This window comes from Spirosoma pomorum (assembly GCF_054776615.1).
Window position 1 is genome coordinate 1 of the sequence record NZ_BAAHBP010000033.1, and the last position, 23,313, is coordinate 23,313.

Genomic DNA, 23,313 nt, shown 5'->3' on the forward strand with positions numbered 1-23,313 from the left:
GTGGGCATCGCTAACATCGGCAACAACCTGCCTAGCCTGCTAACGGCTAGCGTGTCGGGTATCGCCAACGCAACGGTCAGTGTGCTGGGCGCCAACGGCCTGTTGAACGTCAACATCCCGACCGTGCCATCGGGCACCAACACGCTCACCGTTTCGCTCAGCCTGGCTGGCGTGCAGGTGGCGACGGTGCCCATCAGCGTGACGGGCATTGACGTCATCGTGCCTGCCACCAACCTGGCCTCCGCCGTGGTCGGCACCGCCCTCACCCTGGGCACCTGCCCCGTGGGCAATCCTCTGAGTTACACCCTGGCCAACGGCACCATCGGCACGGGCAACCTGACCTTCGCGGCCAACCTCTCGGGCCAGTCGGTCACCATCGCTTGTCAGGGCAGCCCCTGCCCACCGGCAACCATCACGCTGCCAACCGTATCCCTACCCAGCCTGACTCAGCCCGTGCTGGCCCCCATCTGCGCTGGACAGCCCCTGTCCTTCTCGGTGGGCATCGCTAACATCGGCAACAACCTGCCTAGCCTGCTAACGGCTAGCGTGTCGGGTATCGCCAACGCAACGGTCAGTGTGCTGGGTGCCAACGGCCTGTTGAACGTCAATATCCCGACCGTGCCATCGGGCACCAACACGCTCACCGTCTCGCTCAGCCTGGCTGGCGTGCAGGTGGCCACGGTGCCCATCAGCGTGACGGGCATTGACGCCATCGTGCCTGCTACCAACCTGGCCTCCGCCGTGGTCGGCACCGCTCTCACCCTGGGCACCTGCCCCGTGGGCAACCCTCTGAGCTACACCCTGGCCGACGGCACCATCGGCACGGGCAACCTGACCTTCGCGGCCAACCTCTCGGGCCAGTCGGTCACCATCGCTTGTCAGGGCAGCCCCTGCCCACCGGCAACGGTCGTGCTGCCAACCGTAGGTCTGTTAACGCTCAACTTGGGTAACATTCCAACCAGTGTCTGCGTCGATCTACCAATCAATCTAAACGTACTACCAACACCGGGCGTAAGCCTCAGCTTGGTGACGATTACGGCAAGTACGACCTCCGGTACGCTCGCGGTTTCGGCGTTAGGTCCAAACGGCGCATTAAGTATCAATGGTGGTCAGTTGACAGTAGGCAACAATCAGCCAATCACACTGACGGCCCGTGTGGCTGGAGTAGCGGTGGCAAGTGCTACGTTCAATATCAACGTAACGCAGCCTGCTGTTCCCAACCAGCCACTACCTGGCTCACTTACAGCTACAGTTGGTAGCGTCCTTTCGTTAACGGGACTTTGCCCAACCGGTATACTGGTTAATGCGTCAGACTTGACTAATCTAACAGGCATCATCAACATTCCGACCACTACGGCCGGGGTGCAGAGTCTGTCTGTGCTGTGTAATGACAACGGCTGTCTGAGCCCCATCCGGGTGGTAACTACTACGGTAGTACCAGCGCTCATCGGTTTGTTGACTAATTCGCCAATCTGCCTCAATCAGCCTCTATCGCTGACGGTAATTCCGACGAATCTTACGCTAGGCGATCCACTGCTCAACGTAACGGTAACTGGTCCAGCCGGGCTAACGGCTTCGGCCCTGGACGGTAATGGCGTACTGACCGTAACAGGTCTAGTAAGTGGCATCAACAACCTGACCGTAACCGCTTCGCTGGCTGGTGTTCCAGTAGCGTCAGCCACGGTTCAGGCTACGGTTGTACCAGTTCCTGATCCAGTAGCAGTTGCCTCACTGACAGTATTGGAAGGTACGACGCTGTCATTGACAGCCCTTTGCCCAACGGGTGTTGTTAGCACATCAGGTTTAGGCGGAATCACTCCGCTTCTTTCGCTGCCTCCGACCACTGTGGGCGTACAGGTTCTGCCCATATTGTGCGCTGGACAAAATACGACTTGCGTTAGTCCAGTTACCTCGGTAACGGTAATCACAGTTCCGTTGCCAACGATCGGCATTACCCCATCCTCGCTACAGGTCTGCGTTGGTGATCCACTCTCGCTGACCGTGACCGGACTCGGTGCTATCACTGGACCCATCGGCCTTAGCCTGGTTGGACCGCCGTCCTCGATTGTCGGCATATCAGGTAATGTCATCACCGTCAACGGCCTGCCATCAGGCACCGCCACCCTGACCGTCAACGCGGGCATCACTGTGGCCGGCATTGCCGCCGTCGTCAGCCAAACCGTAACCGTCACGGTACTGGGCGTGCCTGCACCACCCACCGTTGTTACCCAGGCGGGGCAGCCTTACCCGGCTAACGTCAGCTCGCTCTCGGTCAACCAGAACTCAGCCAGCGTTCTCTTCAACGCCAGCTGCACTTCAGGCACCCTGAGCTACACCAGCAACACCGGCTTGGTCGGCAGCGCTAGTGTCATCACCGTTCCCACAACGGCAACGGGCGTATTCAGTTACTCAGCAGTATGTACAAACGGGGCTTGTATAAGTCCGACGACAGTAGCGAGCGTAACAGTTGTTACACCAGCTAACCTAGCGCCAGTCTTGTCACAGTCGCTGACGTCGCCCGTGAACGCTACGGTGGGCGTGGGTGTCAACATCCCAACTGCCTATGCCTTCTCCGATCCCAACGGCGATCCGCTCAGCTTCAGCTCGCCCAACCTGCCAGCCGCCCTGACCATCAACCCAGCAACGGGTGTGATCACCGGAGCTCCTTCGGCCAGCGGTACCTACGGTATCACCATCGTGGCCACCGACCCAGCAGGCTTGTCAGCAACGGGTAGCTTTACCCTGAACGTCGTACCGCAGCCGCCCGTCAACGTGGCGCCGGTGCTATCGCAGTCGCTGACGTCGCCCGTGAACGCTACGGTGGGTGTGGGTGTCAACATCCCGACCGCCTACGCCTTCTCCGATCCAAATGGCGATCCGCTCAGCTTCAGCTCCCCTAACCTGCCAGCCGCCCTGACCATCAACCCGGCAACGGGCGTGATCACCGGAGCTCCTTCGGCCAGTGGCACCTATGGTATCACCATCGTAGCCACCGATCCAAGTGGACTATCGGCAACGGGCAGCTTTACGCTCAACGTGGTGCCAGCCAACGCAGCACCGGTGTTGAGCCAGTCGCTGACGTCGCCCGTGAACGCTACGGTGGGTGTGGGTGTCAACATCCCAACCGCCTACGCCTTCTCCGATCCAAATGGCGATCCGCTCAGCTTCAGCTCGCCTAACCTGCCAGCCGCCCTGACCATCAACCCAGCAACGGGTGTGGTCACCGGGGCTCCTTCGGCCAGCGGTACGTATGGTATCACCATCGTAGCCACCGACCCAGCAGGTCTGTCGGCAACGGGCAGCTTTACCCTGAACGTGGTGCCTGCTAACGCAGCGCCGGTGTTGAGCCAGTCTCTGACGTCGCCAGTGAACGCTACGGTGGGTGTGGGTGTCAACATCCCAACCGCCTACGCCTTCTCCGATCCAAATGGCGATCCGCTCAACTTCAGCTCGCCCAACCTGCCAGCCGCCCTGACCATCAACCCAGCAACGGGCGTGATCACCGGAGCTCCTTCGGCCAGCGGTACCTACGGTATCACCATCGTGGCCACCGACCCAGCAGGCTTGTCAGCAACGGGTAGCTTTACCCTGAACGTCGTACCGCAGCCGCCCGTCAACGTGGCGCCGGTGCTATCGCAGTCGCTGACGTCGCCCGTGAACGCTACGGTGGGTGTGGGTGTCAACATCCCGACCGCCTACGCCTTCTCCGATCCAAATGGCGATCCGCTCAGCTTCAGCTCCCCTAACCTGCCAGCCGCCCTGACCATCAACCCGGCAACGGGCGTGATCACCGGAGCTCCTTCGGCCAGTGGCACCTATGGTATCACCATCGTGGCCACCGATCCAGCAGGTCTGTCGGCAACGGGCAGCTTTACCCTGAACGTGGTGCCAGCCAACGCAGCGCCAGTGCTATCGCAATCGTTGACGTCGCCCGTGAACGCTACGGTGGGCGTGGGTGTCAACATCCCGACCGCCTACGCCTTCAGTGATCCAAATGGCGATCCGCTCAGCTTCAGCTCCCCCAACCTGCCAGCCGCCCTGACCATCAACCCAGCAACGGGTGTGATCACCGGAGCTCCTTCGGCTAGTGGCACCTACGGTATCACCATCGTAGCCACCGATCCAAGTGGACTATCGGCAACGGGCAGCTTTACCCTGAACGTGGTGCCTGCTAACGCAGCGCCGGTGCTATCACAGTCGTTGACGTCACCCGTGAACGCTACGGTGGGTGTGGGTGTCAACATCCCAACCGCCTACGCCTTCTCCGATCCCAACGGCGATCCGCTCAGCTTCAGCTCCCCTAACCTGCCAGCTGCCCTGACCATCAACCCAGCAACGGGCGTGATCACCGGGGCTCCTTCGGCCAGCGGCACCTATGGTATCACCATCGTGGCCACCGATCCAGCAGGTCTGTCAGCAACGGGTAGCTTTACGCTCAACGTGGTGCCAGCCAACGCTGCGCCCGTGCTATCGCAGTCGCTGACGTCGCCCGTGAACGCTACGGTGGGCGTGGGTGTCAACATCCCGACCGCCTACGCCTTCTCCGATCCAAATGGCGATCCGCTCAGCTTCAGCTCCCCCAACCTGCCAGCCGCCCTGACCATCAACCCAGCAACGGGTGTGATCACCGGAGCTCCTTCGGCCAGCGGCACCTATGGTATCACCATCGTGGCCACCGATCCAGCAGGTCTGTCAGCAACGGGTAGCTTTACGCTCAACGTCGTACCGCAACCGCCCGTCAACGTGGCGCCGGTGCTATCACAGTCGTTGACGTCACCCGTGAACGCTACGGTGGGTGTGGGTGTCAACATCCCCACCGCCTACGCCTTCAGTGATCCAAATGGCGATCCGCTCAGCTTCAGCTCCCCCAACCTGCCCACCGCACTGTCCATCAATGCGGCAACGGGTCAGATCACCGGAGCCCCATCGGCTAGCGGCACCTATGGTATCACCATCGTAGCTACGGATCCAGCAGGCTTGAGCGCAACGGGCAGCTTTACGCTCAACGTCGTGCCAGCCAACGCTGCGCCCGTGCTATCGCAGTCGCTGACGTCGCCAGTGAATGCCACGGTGGGTGTGGGTGTCAACATCCCGACCGCCTACGCCTTCTCCGATCCCAACGGCGATCCGCTCAGCTTCAGCTCCCCTAACCTGCCAGCTGCCCTGACCATCAACCCAGCAACGGGTGTGATCACCGGGGCTCCTTCGGCCAGCGGCACCTATGGTATCACCATCGTGGCCACCGACCCAAGTGGACTATCGGCATCGGGCAGCTTTACGCTTAACGTAGTGCCAGCCAACGCAGCACCGGTGTTGAGCCAGTCGCTGACGTCGCCAGTGAACGCTACGGTGGGCGTGGGTGTCAACATCCCCACCGCCTACGCCTTCAGTGATCCAAATGGCGATCCGCTCAGCTTCAGCTCCCCCAACCTGCCCACCGCACTGTCCATCAATGCGGCAACGGGTCAGATCACCGGAGCCCCATCGGCTAGCGGCACCTATGGTATCACCATCGTAGCCACCGATCCAGCAGGCTTGAGCGCAACGGGCAGCTTTACGCTCAACGTGGTACCGCAACCGCCCGTCAACGTGGCACCGGTGCTATCGCAGTCGCTGACTTCACCGGTGAACGCTACGGTGGGTGTGGGTGTCAACATCCCGACCGCCTACGCCTTCAGTGATCCGAACGGCGACCCGCTCAGCTTCAGCTCGCCCAACCTGCCAACGGCACTAGTGATCAACCCCACCACGGGCATCATCACCGGAGCTCCATCGGCTAGTGGTACGTATGGTATTACCATCGTAGCCACCGACCCAGCAGGTCTGTCGGCAACGGGTAGCTTTACGCTCAACGTGGTGCCAGCCAACGCAGCACCGGTGTTGAGCCAGTCGCTGACCTCGCCCGTGAACGCTACGGTGGGTGTGGGTGTCAACATCCCAACCGCCTACGCCTTCTCCGATCCCAACGGCGATCCGCTCAGCTTCAGCTCCCCTAACCTGCCAGCCGCCCTGACCATCAACCCAGCAACGGGTGTGATCACCGGAGCTCCTTCGGCCAGCGGTACGTATGGTATCACCATCGTGGCCACCGACCCAGCAGGCTTGTCGGCAACGGGTAGCTTTACCCTAAACGTGGTACCGCAACCGCCCGTCAACGTGGCACCGGTGCTATCGCAGTCGTTGACGTCGCCAGTGAACGCTACGGTGGGCGTGGGTGTCAACATCCCAACCGCCTACGCCTTCTCCGATCCCAACGGCGATCCGCTCAGCTTCAGCTCCCCCAACCTGCCAACGGCACTAGTGATCAACCCTGCAACGGGTCTGATCACCGGGACTCCTTCGGCCAGCGGTACCTATGGTATCACCATCGTGGCTACCGATCCAGCAGGTCTGTCGGCAACGGGCAGCTTTACGCTCAACGTGGTGCCAGCCAACGCAGCACCAGTACTATCGCAGTCGCTGACGTCGCCAGTAAACGCTACGGTGGGTGTGGGTGTCAACATCCCGACCGCCTACGCCTTCAGTGATCCAAATGGCGATCCGCTCAGCTTTAGCTCGCCCAACCTGCCAGCCGCCCTGACCATCAACCCGGCAACGGGCGTGATCACCGGGGCTCCTTCGGCCAGCGGTACCTATGGTATCACCATCGTAGCCACCGATCCAGCAGGTCTGTCGGCAACGGGTAGCTTTACCCTGAACGTGGTGCCTGCTAACGCAGCACCGGTGCTATCGCAGTCGCTGACGTCGCCAGTAAACGCTACGGTGGGTGTGGGTGTCAACATCCCGACCGCCTACGCCTTCAGCGATCCAAACGGCGATCCACTCAACTTCAGCTCGCCTAACCTGCCAGCCGCCCTGACCATCAACCCGGCAACGGGTGTGATCACCGGAGCCCCTTCGGCCAGCGGTACCTATGGTATCACCATCGTGGCTACCGATCCAGCGGGTCTGTCGGCAACAGGCAGCTTTACGCTCAATGTGGTACCGGCTCAGACAACGCCGTTCGCGATCGTTGGTGTTACGCCAATCAATTGCCAGACGGTAACAGCAGGTCTGCGGACGTTTACCTTCTCGCCGATCTATGCGGGTCTGAACGGACAGCCTGTTCTGTTCTCTGTAGTGAACGAGCTGGTTCCAACGTATGCGTCAGGTCCTTACACGCTGAATCTGTATACCGACAACCCAGTCATCACGCTACGTGCGGAACAGGGTTCGTCAGTCTCCACGTTCACGCTTAACTGGCTGACCATCTGCACCGGTGGCACGGGTAACCAACCACCAGTCGTGGCCAACCCAATTGGTCCGCAGTCGGGTACTGTCGGTGTAGGGGTTAACTTCCCGATCCCAGGCAATACGTTCACGGATCCAAACGGTGATCCGATCACGGTGACTGTCATCAATCTGCCTCCAGGTCTGACATTCGACCCAAGCACGACGGCTATCGTGGGTACGCCAACGACACCTGGTACGACAACCGTAACGGTGATCGCAACGGATCCAAGTAGTGCGACGGTGAGCACGCAATTCCCATTCACCATCGTTCCGGCTACCCCTGGCAACCAGGCTCCGATTGTTGTGAATCCAATTCCGCCACAATCGGGTACGGTAGGCGTTGGCTTTACCTTTGTGATCCCAGGCAATACGTTCCAGGATCCAAACGGCGATCCGCTGACAGTTTCGGTATCGAACCTGCCTCCGGGTCTGACGTTCAATCCAAGCACGACGGCGATTACGGGTACACCAACCGCACCGGGTACGACGGTAGTGACGGTAACAGCAACGGATCCAAGCAATGCGACGGCGTCAACCACGTTTGTGCTGACGATCAGACCTGCGGTTATCCAGCCACCACTCAACTGTGGTAGCAACCTGGATGGCACTCCGCTGCGGGCAACCATGCCGATCTACGATTGCGAACAAATCCGGACCACGGGTCTCATTCAGTTCACGGCGGAAGGCGGTAATCCAAACGGAGGACCAATCGAGTTCCTGGCGTATGGTATCACCGGCTGGACGACAAGCTGTACGGAAACGATTGACCTCGAAACCCGCACGTTCTGCGATGCACCACCAATCGAAATCCAGATTCGTCAGCTGGTTAACGGTACGTATGTGTACGGACAAACGTACATCTTCGACATCCGTCGGGTCTGCCCAGCACCAGGTTGCCCACGTCCGTCGAATAACCGGACACCTGTTGTGAACGCTGGCATTCCAGATCAGTACGCACGAGTTGGTCAGATCTTCGATTATGACATCCAACCCAATGCGTTCTCGGATCCGGATGGCGATGCACTGCTGTACACGATTTCGCCCCGTCTACCAGACAGCTTTACGTACAGCACGGGTCACTTCCACGCCCTGCCGCTGGAGCCAGCCACCTACAACATTACGGTGATGGCCCGCGACAACAGTGGTGCTGCGGTGATCACAACGTTCCGGATCTTCGTGCTCCCATCGAACGAAACAACGCCACAGCCACCAGTCACGACGCCACAACCGCCGGTTACCCCACCCGTTTCGAGCAACTGTGGTAGCAGCAGCCTGGATGGTACGGCGCTGAGAGCGACGACTCCGATCTACGACTGTGCGCAACTGACAACGACGGGCGCACTGCGCTTCACAGCAACGGGCGGTAATCCGAACGGTGGTGCAGTTGAGTTCAGAGCCGTCGGCGTAACCGACTGGACGACGAACTGCAACGTCACCCTCGATCAGGGTATCCGGACGGCCTGCGATGCAGCTCCTGTCCCAATCCAGGTGCGTCAGTTGGTCAACGGTACGTATGTGTACGGACAAACGTTCCTGTTCAACATCCGTCAGGCTTGTCCGATTGCCGGTTGTGCCAACGCACGTGTCGCAGCGCCTGTCTACGCCGAAATGCCGCTGGAAGTAACTGTCCTGGGTAACCCGGTTGAAGGCGAAAGCGCTCAGATCGAGATACGTGGTGCAGAAGGTAAGTCGGTACGGATGCTGATGACGAACAGCAGCGGCTATCCAGTAAGCGATCAAGTCATCGAAAACGCACAAGCTACCGAGCGCCAGACGCTGAAACTCGGAGCAACGGGGGGTGTTTACCTGCTACGGGTATCGACACCAACGCAAGTGAAAACGGTGAAAGTGGTGAAGCAATAAACCACTGAAACCCCGAAGGCAAAACGCCCGGCCAGTTATCTGGCCGGGCGTTTTTGTTGTCTTGATATGATAAGTTAACATTTCCGTAACGCTCCTCCCTACCCTCCGCTCTACCTTTGTTTACTCCAACGAGCCGTACCCAAACGGGGTTTGGCGCTTAGTGTATATGAAACGTAGAGATTTTTTTCGCAACAGTACCCTGGCAACGGCCTTCCTCTCAACCACGCAGTCATTCGGTCACGAACAGAACCATCGTAAAGGCGCAAAAGCCAAGAACATCATTTTCATGGTGAGCGATGGCATGAGCACGGGCACGCTGAATATGGCGGACCTACTCCGGCAGCGGAAAGAAGGCCGGTCGAGTAACTGGCTGGGTCTGTATCGCGACAACCGGGTTCGGCGGGCGCTGATGGATACGGCTTCAGCCACGTCGCTCATTACTGACTCGGCAGCGGCTTCCTCAGCCTGGGGTGGTGGCGTCCGGGTTCCCAACGGTTCATTGAATGTCAGTGCTAACGGAGAGGAACATCGTCCAATTCTCCAGAAATTCAAAGCGGCTGGCAAAGCAGTAGGCTGCGTCACCACCGTACCTATTACCCACGCCACCCCCGCCGGTTTCTGCGTTAACAGCAAAAGCCGGGGCAGTCAGGGTGACATCGCGTTGCAGTACCTGGACCTTCGTTTCGACGTTATGATGGGCGGAGGTACCGAATTCTTCAGCGCCGAGAAACGCGCGGATAAAAAAGACGTTTTCGGTCAGTTCAAAACCAGCGGTTATCAGGTTGTGACGAATCGGGCCGATATGCAGTCAGTTCGGCCAGGCAGCCCAGTGTTAGGCGTCTTTCATCAGGACGGCCTCCCCTACGCCCTCGACCGGGAAAACGATGAAACGCTGAAAAGTCAGACTCCTAGTCTGGCCGAAATGACGGCGACGGCCATCAATCAGATGCAGAGTAATACCAATGGCTTTGTGCTACAGGTAGAAGGTGGCAAGGTAGACTGGGGGGCTCACGCCAACGATGCTGGTGCCTTGTTGTACGACCAACTGGCGTTTGATGATGCGGTAAAAGTTGCCATTGACTTCGCCGATAAAAACAAGGATACGCTGGTGGTCCTCACGACTGACCACGGCAACAGCGATCCGGCGTTATTGTACGGAAATCAGGCCAACAAAAACTTTGACCGGCTGCACACCTTTCGGCACACCAATAATCGTATCCTGACAGGCATCACGTCCAGTAGTACCACCCCGGCGCAACTCATCGAACAGGTGCAGGCGGCACAGGGGATTGCGCTGACCAATGATGATGCGAAAAGCTTACTTAGCCAGTATGGTCAGCCGAACGAGCAGGGTCTTTACAATCCCAGCCATTTACCCTACCGCTCATTCGCGCTGCTTCAGCAGGCTCATACGTCAATCGGCTGGGCCGGTATGGATCACACGGCTGATTACGTTGAACTAGCCATGCTGGGGCCGGGCAGCGAGTTACTGACACCACTAGTTAAAAACTCGGACTTGCATAATCTGTTGCTAACGGCCGCGGAGGTTAGTTTGAAATAGAACGCCGTTGTCGCGGTTCAGACGAATTATTTTCGGGTACAATGGGTACTGATTATACGGAACTGAACCGCGACAATTTTATGAGCAGCACACTCAAACCCGTCACCATCCTGACCGGCTTCCTGGGAGCCGGCAAAACGACCTTGCTGAACGCCATACTGGCGACTCGGCCAAGTACCAAATTTGCCATCATCGAAAACGAGTTTGGCGAAGAAGGTATCGACGGTGAGCTGGTTGTCCAGGCCAATACGGATGTGGTCGAGATGGCCAACGGTTGTATTTGTTGCTCGCTCAACGACGGTCTGTACGAGGTACTGGAAGAGCTTTACGACCGACGGGACAGCTTTGATGAATTACTGATCGAGACAACCGGTATCGCTGATCCGTCGGGTGTGGCTCAACCTTTCCTGACGGTGCCCAGTGTTCAGAAAACGTTTGATCTAAAACGGGTTGTGTGCCTGGTCGATGCGCAACTTATCGAAGACCAGTTACGCGATACGGAGGAAGCCATCCGCCAGATTGGTTTCAGCGATGTTATTCTGCTAAACAAAATCGATACAGTTTCGTCCGCTTACGTCCAGCAGCTGACCGAGTTATTACATGGCCTGAATCCATTCGCCCACATTCTCTACGGCGACAAGGAGACCTACCCCATCGACGAGTTGTTTGCTCTGGAACGAGATATTGAACCGGCTGAACCCGCCGTACCGCTGTTTCGGCCACTAAGTCCAGCTGCACTAAATACGTCGGTTCAACATCGTCACCATGTCCACAGTGATATTGTTTCGCTCAGCTTTCGATTTACGGAACCGTTCGAGCTGGCCGATCTCCAACATCGGCTTACGGCGTTTCTTCTGTTTCAGTCGCAGGGTATTTACCGCGTAAAGGGCATCATCTCGGCCCGCGATCAGCATCAGAAAATCATTCTGCAGTCGGTTAGCAAAAACCTGGTTATAACGACAGGAGCTGACTGGGCCGATGGTGAGGAACGGACCAGCCGGGTCGTGTTTATTGGTAAACTGCTTAAACCACAGGGTTTCGAAAAAATGCTGCGCCAGTGTCTGGCCAAACCCTCAACCTGGAACGTAGTGAGTTCCTCTCAGCTTCGGTCGACGCCGAAGTTGTGAAGTGGTCGATGATTTGGTACTTCCCTATTGAATAAGCAAGGCATAAATATTGAAAAACGAATCAATAATTTTAGTAATTGACTCGTAGACCGAACTTGAAGATACTAAAGGTGAAGGCTTTAGATAACTCACCATTCGTGATGCCTATCCATTTCCAAGTTTTTTTTATAGGATCGAAATAGTGGTAATAACTTTCTCCTCTTGCTTTGTAGTCTCTCACTTTCGTTGACGCAATAGTAGGACAGTTCGATTTGAAGGCATGCTCACTACCTTTTTTAACCGTTTGGCAGAAAAACTCCAGACCAATAAATATACCTTCTTTAGGGAAATTGATATGATACTTTTTCAAATCAATTGAAAAGGACTGACTAAACGGATTGATACGAACAATATTATTTTCGCGTAGCAAATCGTTACCTGGCAAACCTGATGAATCAATTTTCATCACGCGGACTCGGGCTTTCGAAAAGCCATTTCTTCCAATCAAATATTTACCTAATTTAAAGTAGGCTTTATCTATCTCTGCCTCGATTGTTTGTGGATTTTTAATCAATACGACATAAGTATTAGCTACTTGGCCACCTGGCCCCCAATTAGTACTTATCGTTTCTTCATTGTGAAAGCCCAGTTCCTCTGAATGCTTTTCTAGCTTCCGTTTTTTGACGGAAATTTCTTCAATCATTATCGGAGTCTCCACTAATAAAACTGTCACAACCTGTTCGTCCGACAGTTCCAGTAGAGTATAGGGTTTGTAGCCCATGTTTGAAACCTGGATGCGATCCACTTTGCTGTTCACTATCAGTTCGAATTGTCCTTGAACATTGGTATAAACCACACTATTTTCGGTCACATTCACTACGTTAGCATATTCTAGTGGTTTCCTAGTTACACTATCTATTACTGTTCCTTTGATAGTGTATTGCGCAAAAATATTACTTAATGGCAATAACAATAGATGGACTAGCAAGAGGCACTTCGTAAGAAGCAGAAAACGAATTTTTATGATCTTATTCACAGACAAATAAATACCTGTTTAGCTTTTTCTTAGTACTGTAAATATCTTCAACAAACTAATTATTTTCTCTGCATCGTTACACAGACTCCAACCAAATATCCCGATAATCACACCGACGTAGCTCCTACTCAAACTTCGCTTTCAGCGTTAGACCAGGCCAGTCGTCCGTTCGGAAGGGGTTGGCGGGTAGTCCGGCTGAGTTGAACAGGTTCGCTTCAATGGGCGAATCAGCCCAGGCGTAACGCACCGTCACGGGCTTCTGCCCATTGGGATGGTACACAATCACTTTGTTGCCAGCAATCTCCGCTTTGGCGTAGTGAAACTGCTTGTCGGCCCCCGCCACTTCGAAACCTTTCAGATAGCCGTATTTATCATTGGCGACTAATCCCTTGTCTACGTTACTGAACGTAACAATCGCCTTGCCGTCCTCGAACGTAACGGATTCGAACATCGGCGAACTGTATGCAATGTTCTGCCCGAAGTCCTGCTTCAACGCCTGGAGCGCCAGCCGGTGGCCCACGTCCTGCTTGTTAGTCGGGTGAATATCTTTGGGATTTCCTACGTCGATAGTAACGGCCATTCCGGTTTTGGGTAGTTTCAGCGTCTGAGTCTGGGCTTCCCGAAGTTCGGCCCAGCCACTACCCTTGTTGCTGGATTGCTCGGCTCCGTAACTGGCCAGTTGAACAAAATAAAACGAGAAATCATCGGGCTTGCCGTTCTGCCCCCACTTGGAACGCCAGTCGGTGATCAGCAACGGGAAACTTTGCCGGTACTGATACGACCGCCCCGCGTTGGATTCGCCCTGATACCAGAGCGTTCCGCGAATAGCGAACGGCACCAGCGGGGCGATCATGCTGTTATAAATCGTCGTACCGACGTTGTTCATGAATTTTATGTACGAATGTGGTTCAGCAAAGGCGGGCATCAGCCGCCACTCACCCGCCAGACTAATCCGGTCGGGGCCGCTGGCAACGTACAGATCCGACGGGGATCCCTGCACGCCCATCCCAAACCAGGTGGGGTTGACCACACTACCAAATTTAACGACCAGCCGGTTTTCACCGGGCTGCCAAGTGTTGGCGGGCAGCTCAATCTTGCGCGTCCCTTCCAGTACGCCTTCGCTCACAAGTTTGCCGTTGATGTAAATCTGGTTGGGACTATCGTTCTGCGCCAGCCCAAGGGTCGTTGGCTTCCCTACCATGTCGGCCGGAATGTCGATCACACGGGCCATGTAGCCTTCGCCTTTGAAACCGCGCATGTCTTTCCAGGCCCACTGCCCGAGCGGATCAGCTCTTCGCCAGTTAGCAAAGTCGTAGTCAACCGCCAGGTACTTTTTCTCGTCATCGCGCGTCGGCTGACGGACCGAGCCTAATAGTTGCTTTTTCAGCTTCTGATCCATCAGGCTATCAACTTCGACCCAGGTCGTGGGCAGGTGCTGAGCGTAGGTACGTAATTCTTCATTTTCCAACATGCCTTCTTTACTGAGCCAGCCTTCCAACTGCGAGCCACCCCAGGACGAATGCAACAGGCCGATGGGTACGTTCAGTTTCTGGGTTAGCTCGCGGGCAAAAAAGAACCCAACGGCCGTGAAACCGCCTACCGTTTCGGACGAGCATACTTTCCAATCCCCCTTTTTCAGGTCCTGCTCGGGAGTCAGTGCCAGTTCATGCTCTACGTAAAAGTGACGAATCTGCGGGAAGTTAGTGTTGCGCTTCTCCGCAGCATAGTTGTCTGCCTGATCCACCCGAAACTCCATATTCGATTGCCCGGAGCACAACCATACCTCGCCGATCAATACGTCGTGAATGGCTACTTCGCCGGACTTGGCACGGATCGTCAGGTCATGTGGGCCACCCGCTTCCATTGGAGCAAACGTCACCAGCCACTTCCCGTCGGTATTGGCTTTAGTTCGCCGGCTTTGTCCGGCCAGCGTTACGGTCACCTCTTCGCGCGGACTAGCCCAACCCCAGACCGGAATGGGCTTCTGCCGTTGCAAGACAACGTGGTCGGAAAACAAACGGACGGGCTTAGGTTTAGCCAGTAGACAGGTACTAACCAGAAGGAGGCAATAGAGTAATCGGTAGTTCATTGAGGAGAATTGTAATAGGGCGCAGCCAATGTACGAAAGATCAGCGTACCGCTCTACTTACCCATCCGTCGTTGGCTAATAAACCAACCTAATAGTAAAGCCATAGGCTGATCACTTTCTCCGATTTTAGGGTAAACCAGGAGCAGGTTGCGACTTTCTCTACTGATTACCCCGCATCAATAGAGTTATTCGTCGCTCGCAGCACCATTTTCTCTAGAATCTTTATTCACCAACCGAATGCACAACGTAACGACAACCATTTTCAGGCAGCAACCATTAAGGCAGTTGGCGCTCGCCGGTCTGGGCCTTACCAGTCTGGGCCTATCGATGGCCACAACCGCGCTGGCCCAGCCTAATGCGGCCCAGCCAACAACCACGCCCGTTGTTCAGGCCGCACCAATTATGAGTCGCTGGGAGAAGCAGGTTACGGCCGAGAATGCCTGGCGCGAGTACCCCCGACCGCAGATGGTTCGGCCGCAGTGGCAGAATCTCAACGGCCTATGGGAATACGCTATTACGTCCAAAACCGCCCCCGCGCCTACTAGCTTTAGTGGCCAGATTCTGGTTCCGTTTGCGCTGGAATCAACCTTATCCAAGGTAACCAAACCCCTCACCGATGAACAGCGACTCTGGTACCGCCGGAACGTAACGATTCCGCGCGACTGGGCTGGTCAGCGGGTACTGATGCATTTTGGCGCCGTCGATTACGAATGTAACCTGTGGGTTAATGGGGGCCTTGTCGGTTCGCACACGGGCGGATCGGACCCGTTCTCGTTCGATATTACCGAGTACCTGAAAGACGGACAAAACCAATTGGTACTGGGCGTAACCGACCCTACGTCCAACGATGAGCAACCGCGTGGCAAACAACTCACCAAACCGAACAGCATCTGGTATACCCCCGTTTCGGGGATCTGGCAGACGGTCTGGCTGGAACCCGTTCCGAAAGAAAACTACATCGACGAAATCCGCGTAACGCCGGAAGTTGATTCGAGCCGATTACGCGTGGAAGTCCTGCTCAGGAAACCGGTTGAAGCGGTGCAGATGCAGTATAAGACAGCCATTCGACTGACGGCACTGGACGGCAAGCAGGTAGTAGCAACGGCGCAACTGCGCCCCGGCACAACGGGTTACCTGACGGTGAAAAATCCTAAACTCTGGTCACCCGACAGCCCATTCCTGTACGATCTTAAAGTTGAGCTTGTACCGATCAGTGATCCGTACGGCACCACCCCCGAAAACAAACGACGACGCTGGGCCAACCCGGTTCGCATTGATTCCGTCCGGGCGTTGTATGCAGCAGCAACCGTTTCGGGTAAACCACTCGACGCCGTTACGGGCTACTTCGCCATGCGTAAAATTGCCATTGGTAAAACGCCGAACGCCGGCAATCAACCAGTTCTTCTGCTGAACAACAAGTTCGTGTTCCAGAACGGCCCGCTCGACCAGGGTTGGTGGCCGGGCAGTCTGCTCACTCCGCCTTCCGACGAAGCAATGGCGTTTGAGATCGATTTCCTCAAAAAGTCGGGCTTCAACATGCTGCGCAAACACATCAAAGTGGAGCCGGACCGCTATTATTATCTCTGCGACAAAATGGGTATTCTGATCTGGCAGGATATGCCCTCGGGTTTTCTAGAAGGTCAGAACGAACACCCCGGCGACGCTGTTGATCCCCTCCGGCGGTCGAAAGGGGTAGAGCAGTTTGAGCTGGAACTGCGCCGGATGATGAACCGCCTGCATAATTACCCCAGCATCGTTACCTGGGTCGTTCACAACGAAGGCTGGGGTCAGTACGACAATCCACGTTTATCCGCCTGGGTAAAAGGGCTGGATCCAAGCCGGGTTGTTAACGCGGTCAGTGGCTGGCACGACCAGGGCGCGGGTGATTTCTACGATATTCATACCTACGAGGAAGAACCTCGTTTCCCGGCGCCGAAATCAGACCGCGTCGTGGTTATTGGTGAGTTTGGCGGCATCGGCTGGCCCATTCAGGGGCACCTCTGGAATCCGAACATGCGTAACTGGGGCTACCAGACGTATCAATCAGCTGATGTCGTACAGCAGGCATACCAGAAGAAGTACGCCAAAATTGTTGACTATTACCAGAAACGTGGTCTGTCGGCCGCCGTCTACACGCAGACTACCGACGTAGAGGGCGAAGTCAACGGCTTACTGACGTACGACCGCGAGGTAATTAAAATTCCGGTCGAAGCACTTCAGAAGATTCACGCACCCCTGTTCAAATAAGCATTCCAGAGCACAAAGAAAGGCCCGAAGCGAGATTACTTCGGGCCTTTCTTTGTGCTGTTTTATTGTCACAGCATCATCTGCTTGATGCCTTTTCGAAAAGCTTCGTCGCCAGCTGCCAGACGCTGTGCATACAAGGTTTTTGCATCTTCACCACAAACATACCGTAAGGTATCTTTCCCATCCGTGGCGGCTTCATACACTACCTCAGCGATTTCTTCGGAGGTAGCCATCTTGATACCGGGGCCACTTATGGCCGCAAAGAACTTTCCGGCTAATTCATCATAAGCGGGATGCGAGGGAAACACCGACCGTTCGGCCATATCCGTAGCCACCAGACCCGGTTCGATATTTTTGATTCCGATACCAAACTGATCCAGTTCAAACGATAAGCTCTCTGCCCAGCCCTCCAGCGCCCATTTACTGGCGTCGTACATCGAACTGACCGGGAAAGCCATCAGCCCCGCCGAGGAGGTTGTGTTGATAAACAAGCCCGATCGTTTAGCCCTGAATGTTGGGATGAACGCTTTCGTCACCCGCACCGTACCCAGGAAGTTAGTTTCCATCTGGCGCACGATCTGTTCGTCGGTAGTGGCTTCCAGGGCGCCCAGCACACTATAGCCCGCATTGTTAAACACCACATCAATATCGCCAATAGCCAGCGCCTTCTGCGTTGTTTCGCTGATCTGGTGAACATTCGTTACGTCCAACGGTAGCAGGGTAACGTTATCCAATTGATTGAGTTCTGTCTCGTTTTCTGGTTTGCGCATCGTGGCAATAACTGTCCAGCCCTTTGCCGCAAATAATTTCGCCGTTGCTTTACCAATGCCCGCTGAGGCTCCGGTAATGAAAATTGTCTTTGTCATGTGCCCTGAATATTAAATTCTGGAGCAAACGTATCGGATATATACTATACATTTGCTATGGATTACTTTTTGGAAAGTGACTATGATTCAGGAAACTAAACAATGCGATACCGACCATGCCCGGCAGCGAACACTGGCGCTAAAGGATGCGATTGAGCTACTGAGCGGCAAATGGAAATTCTGTATACTGCTGAACTTGTACAATTACGAAACCATGCGGTTTAAGGATCTACAGGAAGCCGCCATCGGCATAACGCCCAAAGTGCTCTCTAAGGAATTGCAGGAACTAGAGGAGAACCGGCTCATTACTCGTACCGTTAACAATACTAAACCCGTTACGGTCTCCTACGCCCTGACCGAACACGCGCTGGATATCCAACCGGTGATTGAGGTATTGATTGACTTCGGGTTAAAGCACCGGAAGAAGATTAAGGAATGACTCCTGAATGTGAGGAGCTAATTGTTGCAAGCGTTTTGGCTACCAACAAAACACATTGGCGGTGCATCGGGCCACGTTGGCTCTGCCGTTGCGCAGCTACTGATCGATATAGGTAAATCCGTAACAGTCATTACGCGTGCCCCCAAAAAGGGTGATGTGTGAAAATAAAAGGACGCCGGCGTAGCCGTAGCCAACGTACATAAAGAAGACCAGTTCCCGGTGGTGGCCCCGCAGATGAAAGGCCCCGAAACGTATTCATCGGCCGAGGTGCCAGCGCCTTCGCGGCCGCTCTGGACAAGTCCGTCGAAGCCGAAGCAATTCCAGCAGCTGTACTTCGTGCGATTGCCTCATCAGCTAACGGGACAATAACCGTACAGTAAAGCATTTGACGACTGATTTTCAGAAAATCGCTAATTCGTGCTAAACACTATGCACGATGAACACCGTCCGCCTAACCGTGAGCGCCTGGGTATTTTCCTGGTTAGTAGCCGGGTCGTTTGCGCAGGCCCAACAAGCTCCGGATTCGCTCTTTAGATACCTAAAAACCCATACCCCAACGGATACCACCTACATCCGGGCCATGGATCAGGCCATTTTCAACCTGATTTACAAAAAGGCTGACTACTCCCGCGCCGATTCGCTTGGCCGACAAATGGCCGATGCCGCGACTCGGTTGAACTACTGGTCCGGTCTGGTTGGGGCGTACCGCAATCGGGCCTCGGCTAATTACATGGCCGCCAATTATGACCAGGCACTGGTCTATTTCCAGAAAACGGTGGATGCTGTCGAGCAATACAACCTTCCTCCGGCTATGCTCTACAAAGCCCTGGGCAATCTGGCGTCGGGTTATGAGAAGCTGGGAAAAGATCAGTTGGTTCTGCAAACGGCGTTACGTTCCATCACCGTTCAGGAACGATACCAACTGAAACCGCGCATGCCGGTTCCGCATCGACTCATTGGTGGGGCTCTCGTCAAAATGGGGAAAAAGCAACAGGCGATTCCTTACTACCAGGAAGCGGGCACTATTTTCCGGGAGCTTGGCGACCCGCGTGGCATGGCTATTTTCGAAAATCAGCTGGGTGATTTCTATCAGGAGCTGGGCCAGCCTAAAGTAGCGTTTACCCATTACCAGCAGTCGCTTACGATGGCCAAACAGCAGAAATTCGACCTGTTACAGGCTGATGTGTTGGATGGCTTGGCCCAGGCAATGAATTCGCTCAACCGGCCCGATGAGGGTCTGTCATACGCCCAGCAAGCACTGACCATTGCGAAAAAGCAGCAGCAGCCGCTCGGTATCTGCACCAGTTACAACACAATGGGTTCACTTTACCGAACCAAACAGGATTACGCTCAGGCCGAAGCCTACTTCCGCAAGGCCATCACCCTGTCCGACCAACACAATTACAAAGACGAACTCAAGAAAAATAGCCAGCAGCTAGCAGATTTGCTGGGTCAGCAAAACAAGTTTCAGCAGGCGTACGTCTTCCAGCTTCGGAAGAACAACCTGACGGATTCGGCAACCCTCGTGCGAACGAACGCCGAAATTGAACGGTTGCTGATCCAGTACGAAACAGAAAAGAAAGAAGCGCGCATTCGGCTCCTGCAAAAGGAAAAACAACTGGAACAGGAAGAAAGCGATCAGGCGCGCTGGCAACGGAATGCCCTGCTGACAGGCGCGATTCTCGTAATCCTGCTGGGAATGGCCATTGGGGCCTGGCTGCTGAACCGTGCCCGTGTTCAACGATTGCAGGAAGCTATTCAGCTACGCCAGCAGATTGCGCATGATTTGCACGACGAAGTGGGCAGCACGCTCAGCAGTATCTCCCTATTGAGCGGCCACACCAATGACCTGCTGAATCAAAATCGCCCCGAAACGGCGCAGAAAATGGTGCAGAAAATTTATACCGATGCCCGCCAAATCCTGGAGTCTATTGACGAAATTATCTGGACCATTAACCCTGGCAACGATTCACTCCAACGGATTGTGCTACGATTGCAGGAGTACGCGCAGCCATTAATGGAATCGAAGCAGATTGCGTTTAGTTTTTACGTCGATCCGGCCCTCGACCAACTGCCCGTTTCCATGGAAGTGCGCCGTAACCTGTATCTCATTGGCAAAGAGGCTATCAACAACCTGGTTAAGTATTCCGAAGCGACACGGGCAACGTTACGTTTCGAGCGGCAAACGAATCAGTTCAAGGTGGTGATTGAGGATAATGGTCGAGGTTTTGACCCCGACCAACTCAGTAACCGCACCGGCCAGCAGAGTATGCAGCAGCGGGCTACTGCCATGGGGGGTAAACTGACGGTACGTTCCGTTCCTGGTCAGGGCACCACGCTCGAACTTACCTCCGCAGCCCTGTAACAAGCGTACAGCCTCATACACTTATCCGATTTACTATTGGTTTACGAATGGTTACTTTTACCGAACCATCGTATTCAGACTAGCTACGTCCGCATAACCCCTATCCGTCATGATCCGCGTTTCTATTTTCGACGATAACGATTCACTCCGCGAAACGCTCTCGCTTGTCTTCGACGCGACCGATGATTTGATCGTGACCGGTACGCATCCCAACGCGCTCGATGCAATCGCTTGCGTGAAGCAGGAACAGCCGGATGTGATTCTGATGGATATTGACATGCCGGGGCGCACGGGTATTGAAGCCGTAGCGCTGATTCGGGAACAGACAACGATGCCCAAGATTTTGATGCTGACCGTTTTCGAGGATGTGGAGCGTATTTTTGCGGCTATATCGGCGGGGGCGGTTGGCTACCTGTTGAAGAAAACGCCCGCGGATAGAATCATCGACGCCATTCGCGAGGTGATGGCAGGCGGGGCTGCTATGACGCCGTCCATCGCGTTAAAAGTGTTAGACACGTTTCGCGCCCCGGCCCCCTCCCCTCCGGCAAAATACGCGTTGACCGACAAAGAACGCGACGTATTACGTCGATTGGTGGAAGGCGACAGCTATAAGCTCATTGCTTACCACTGCCAGATTAGCATGGGCACGGTCCGGACGCACATTGTCAACATCTACGAGAAGCTTCACGTCAACTCCAAGTCCGAAGCCGTAGCCAAGGCGCTGAAAACAGGCCTGTTCAACTAAGATTTCCTTTGGCATTCGTCATGACTAATTCGTTACCCGCCTTTCTGCTTCTCTGCCTATTTTCGTTCGCCTGCCAACCAAAGGATACCCATACCACAGCGACGAAATCACCAGAATCGCTGGCAGTCAATCAGCCCGGCACGACCTCGCTCAAGGACGCTGATTTCCTGATCGTTCCGGGTAAGCGCGTCGGCCCCATTCGGTTCAATACGTCAGAAGCCGATCTATTACGTCAGCTTGGATCAGCAGTAGTGACCGTTGGTGACACCATCTACGGGGCCGAAGGCGAAACCTTTTCCGGAACGACGCTCTACAAAGGAACCTCCGATGAGGTCCAGATTCTTTACAAAGACGCCAGCAAACGTACCCATCCAGAAGTAGTGCTGGTTCGGCCCACCGTAACCGACGACGAGGGGAATCCGCTTGCCACTATAGCCCCAACTCGCTGGCAAACGTCAGACGGTCTTCGAATTGGCACTAAGCTGAGCGAGTTGGTTCAACGAAACGGAAAACCGTTCAAGCTCTGGGGCTTTGGCTGGGACTACGGCGGTAATATCTCGGACTGGCAAGGTGGTCAGTTAGCCGCATCGGATGGAACCTCCTTACTCGCTCTTACGCTGGGGCCTTCCCCCAAGCTTACGCCAGCGCAGGAAAAGGCTTACAACCAAGTGATGGGCGACAGCGAATTTCTGTCCTCCTTACCGGCGATGAAAACGCTTGATCCAGTTGTCCAAACGATGAGTGTTACGCTCGAACCTTAGCTGGTGGCAGACTATTGCGCCGTTTTTCTCCCTTATGACCGCCCGCGAGCTTCGACCGATTTTTGCCCAGGTTGCGCAACAAACACTTTCCGTTGCTGACGCGGAGCGGTATCTGCAACTGCATCATTCACCAACAGCCCGGCGGTTTAAAAGCGGCATTACCGGCCTGGTTCTGTTGCTTTTCTTGGGCGTCGGCTTGTTTTTGATTTATCATGGTTACCGCGTCTCTACTAGTCAGCAGGGCTCGACGCCGTCACCTGCCCAACTCGGTACGGCGGGGTACTGGTTACCTCTGTTGCTCTTTGGTGGATTTGGCAGCCTTCTCGTACTGGTCAGTAGTTTCGGCTTAGCGTCGTTATTACGTGCGATTAACAATCCAGTAACGCCTTCTTTAGCTTCTATTCAGTTTTTGCTTAGCCAGGTGGCCACGCGTACCAGCACCGTCGATGATGCTATTCAGCAATTATTTCCAACCTCGCTTCCTGAACCTACCCGCGGCCGCTCATCGGTTGCCACGCGTTTCCTGTTCAGTGCGTTTCTACTAGCGGTTATTTATTTTAGCCTGCAACAAGGTAGTCAATCATACCGGCTGCTTGTCAATGGCCAGTCGACCAATGGTCTAGTCATAGACATGGTTTCTGACCGCAAGGGCCACACGAGCGCGCCAGTCGTTCGTTACTCCGTCAACGGTACTGACTATGAACTGACCGGCACTACGTATTCGAATCCGCCTGCTTATACTGTTGGAGATCGGGTCACTGTGCTCTACAATCCCGCGTCGCCAGACGAAGGTGCGATTCGATTCTTCACCGAGCAGTGGGTCGGCCCCCTCGTGGCGATTACCCTGGCCGGCTTTTTTCTGTTTCTCTTCTGGCGTCGACAGCGGTCGGCCAGTAACAGCTAGTCATCACACGGCACGAATCGTTACGGTGGCACGTACTTCTACGCATTAGCGTGTCAATA

Annotated in this window: 13 protein-coding genes; 10 read left to right on the top strand and 3 right to left on the bottom strand. The window is 55.1% G+C overall.

Going from position 1 to position 23,313, the window contains the following annotated elements:
- Positions 1-51 precede the first annotated feature (51 nt).
- From ACYVAD_RS20435 to ACYVAD_RS20445, 3 genes are all read left to right on the top strand, one after another.
- A complete protein-coding gene (locus ACYVAD_RS20435; RefSeq protein WP_461141392.1) occupies positions 52-9,135 on the top strand; it encodes a putative Ig domain-containing protein in 9,084 nt (3,027 codons plus the stop codon).
- A gap of 166 nt (positions 9,136-9,301) precedes the next feature.
- The gene (locus tag ACYVAD_RS20440; protein ID WP_461141393.1) at positions 9,302-10,696 is read left to right on the top strand and encodes an alkaline phosphatase; all 1,395 of its coding nucleotides are present in this window, start codon (positions 9,302-9,304) and stop codon (positions 10,694-10,696) included.
- A 41-nt stretch (positions 10,697-10,737) separates the two neighbouring features.
- Entirely contained in the window at positions 10,738-11,823 is a 1,086-nt protein-coding gene (locus ACYVAD_RS20445) for a CobW family GTP-binding protein (RefSeq protein ID WP_461141394.1), read from the top strand.
- 70 nt (positions 11,824-11,893) lie between these two features.
- Here the strand turns inward: ACYVAD_RS20445 and ACYVAD_RS20450 are convergent, their stop codons facing one another.
- Positions 11,894-12,838, bottom strand: coding sequence for a carboxypeptidase-like regulatory domain-containing protein (locus ACYVAD_RS20450; protein WP_461141395.1), 945 nt, complete (start codon positions 12,836-12,838; stop codon positions 11,894-11,896).
- A 124-nt stretch (positions 12,839-12,962) separates the two neighbouring features.
- Complete coding sequence (locus ACYVAD_RS20455; RefSeq protein ID WP_461141396.1) at positions 12,963-14,927, bottom strand: sialate O-acetylesterase; 1,965 nt, start codon at positions 14,925-14,927, stop codon at positions 12,963-12,965.
- Positions 14,928-15,329: 402 nt separating this feature from the next.
- Here ACYVAD_RS20455 and ACYVAD_RS20460 point away from each other — a divergent pair, with 402 nt between their 5' ends.
- A complete protein-coding gene (locus ACYVAD_RS20460) occupies positions 15,330-17,174 on the top strand; it encodes a glycoside hydrolase family 2 protein (RefSeq protein ID WP_461141464.1) in 1,845 nt (614 codons plus the stop codon).
- A gap of 68 nt (positions 17,175-17,242) precedes the next feature.
- Here the strand turns inward: ACYVAD_RS20460 and ACYVAD_RS20465 are convergent, their stop codons facing one another.
- Positions 17,243-18,040, bottom strand: a complete 798-nt coding sequence (locus ACYVAD_RS20465; RefSeq protein ID WP_461141397.1) for an SDR family oxidoreductase — start codon at positions 18,038-18,040, stop codon at positions 17,243-17,245.
- A gap of 82 nt (positions 18,041-18,122) precedes the next feature.
- Between ACYVAD_RS20465 and ACYVAD_RS20470 the strand changes: the two genes are divergently transcribed.
- The 6 genes from ACYVAD_RS20470 to ACYVAD_RS20495 all read left to right on the top strand — a co-directional run bounded on the left by ACYVAD_RS20470 (position 18,123) and on the right by ACYVAD_RS20495 (position 23,254).
- Positions 18,123-18,479, top strand: a complete 357-nt coding sequence (locus tag ACYVAD_RS20470; RefSeq protein ID WP_461141398.1) for a winged helix-turn-helix transcriptional regulator — start codon at positions 18,123-18,125, stop codon at positions 18,477-18,479.
- 234 nt (positions 18,480-18,713) lie between these two features.
- Positions 18,714-18,848 (top strand): hypothetical protein, encoded by a 135-nt coding sequence (locus ACYVAD_RS20475; RefSeq protein ID WP_461141399.1) that lies wholly within the window; start codon positions 18,714-18,716, stop codon positions 18,846-18,848.
- Positions 18,849-18,915: 67 nt separating this feature from the next.
- Positions 18,916-20,844 carry a tetratricopeptide repeat-containing sensor histidine kinase gene (locus ACYVAD_RS20480; RefSeq protein ID WP_461141400.1) on the top strand — a complete coding sequence of 643 codons (1,929 nt, stop codon included), beginning with the start codon at positions 18,916-18,918 and terminating at the stop codon, positions 20,842-20,844.
- 109 nt (positions 20,845-20,953) lie between these two features.
- Positions 20,954-21,589, top strand: a complete 636-nt coding sequence (locus tag ACYVAD_RS20485; RefSeq protein WP_461141401.1) for a response regulator — start codon at positions 20,954-20,956, stop codon at positions 21,587-21,589.
- A 20-nt stretch (positions 21,590-21,609) separates the two neighbouring features.
- Positions 21,610-22,350, top strand: a complete 741-nt coding sequence (locus tag ACYVAD_RS20490; protein ID WP_461141402.1) for a hypothetical protein — start codon at positions 21,610-21,612, stop codon at positions 22,348-22,350.
- 34 nt (positions 22,351-22,384) lie between these two features.
- On the top strand, positions 22,385-23,254 hold the full coding sequence (locus ACYVAD_RS20495; RefSeq protein WP_461141403.1) for a DUF3592 domain-containing protein: 870 nt from the start codon (positions 22,385-22,387) through the stop codon (positions 23,252-23,254).
- Positions 23,255-23,313: the final 59 nt, after the last annotated feature.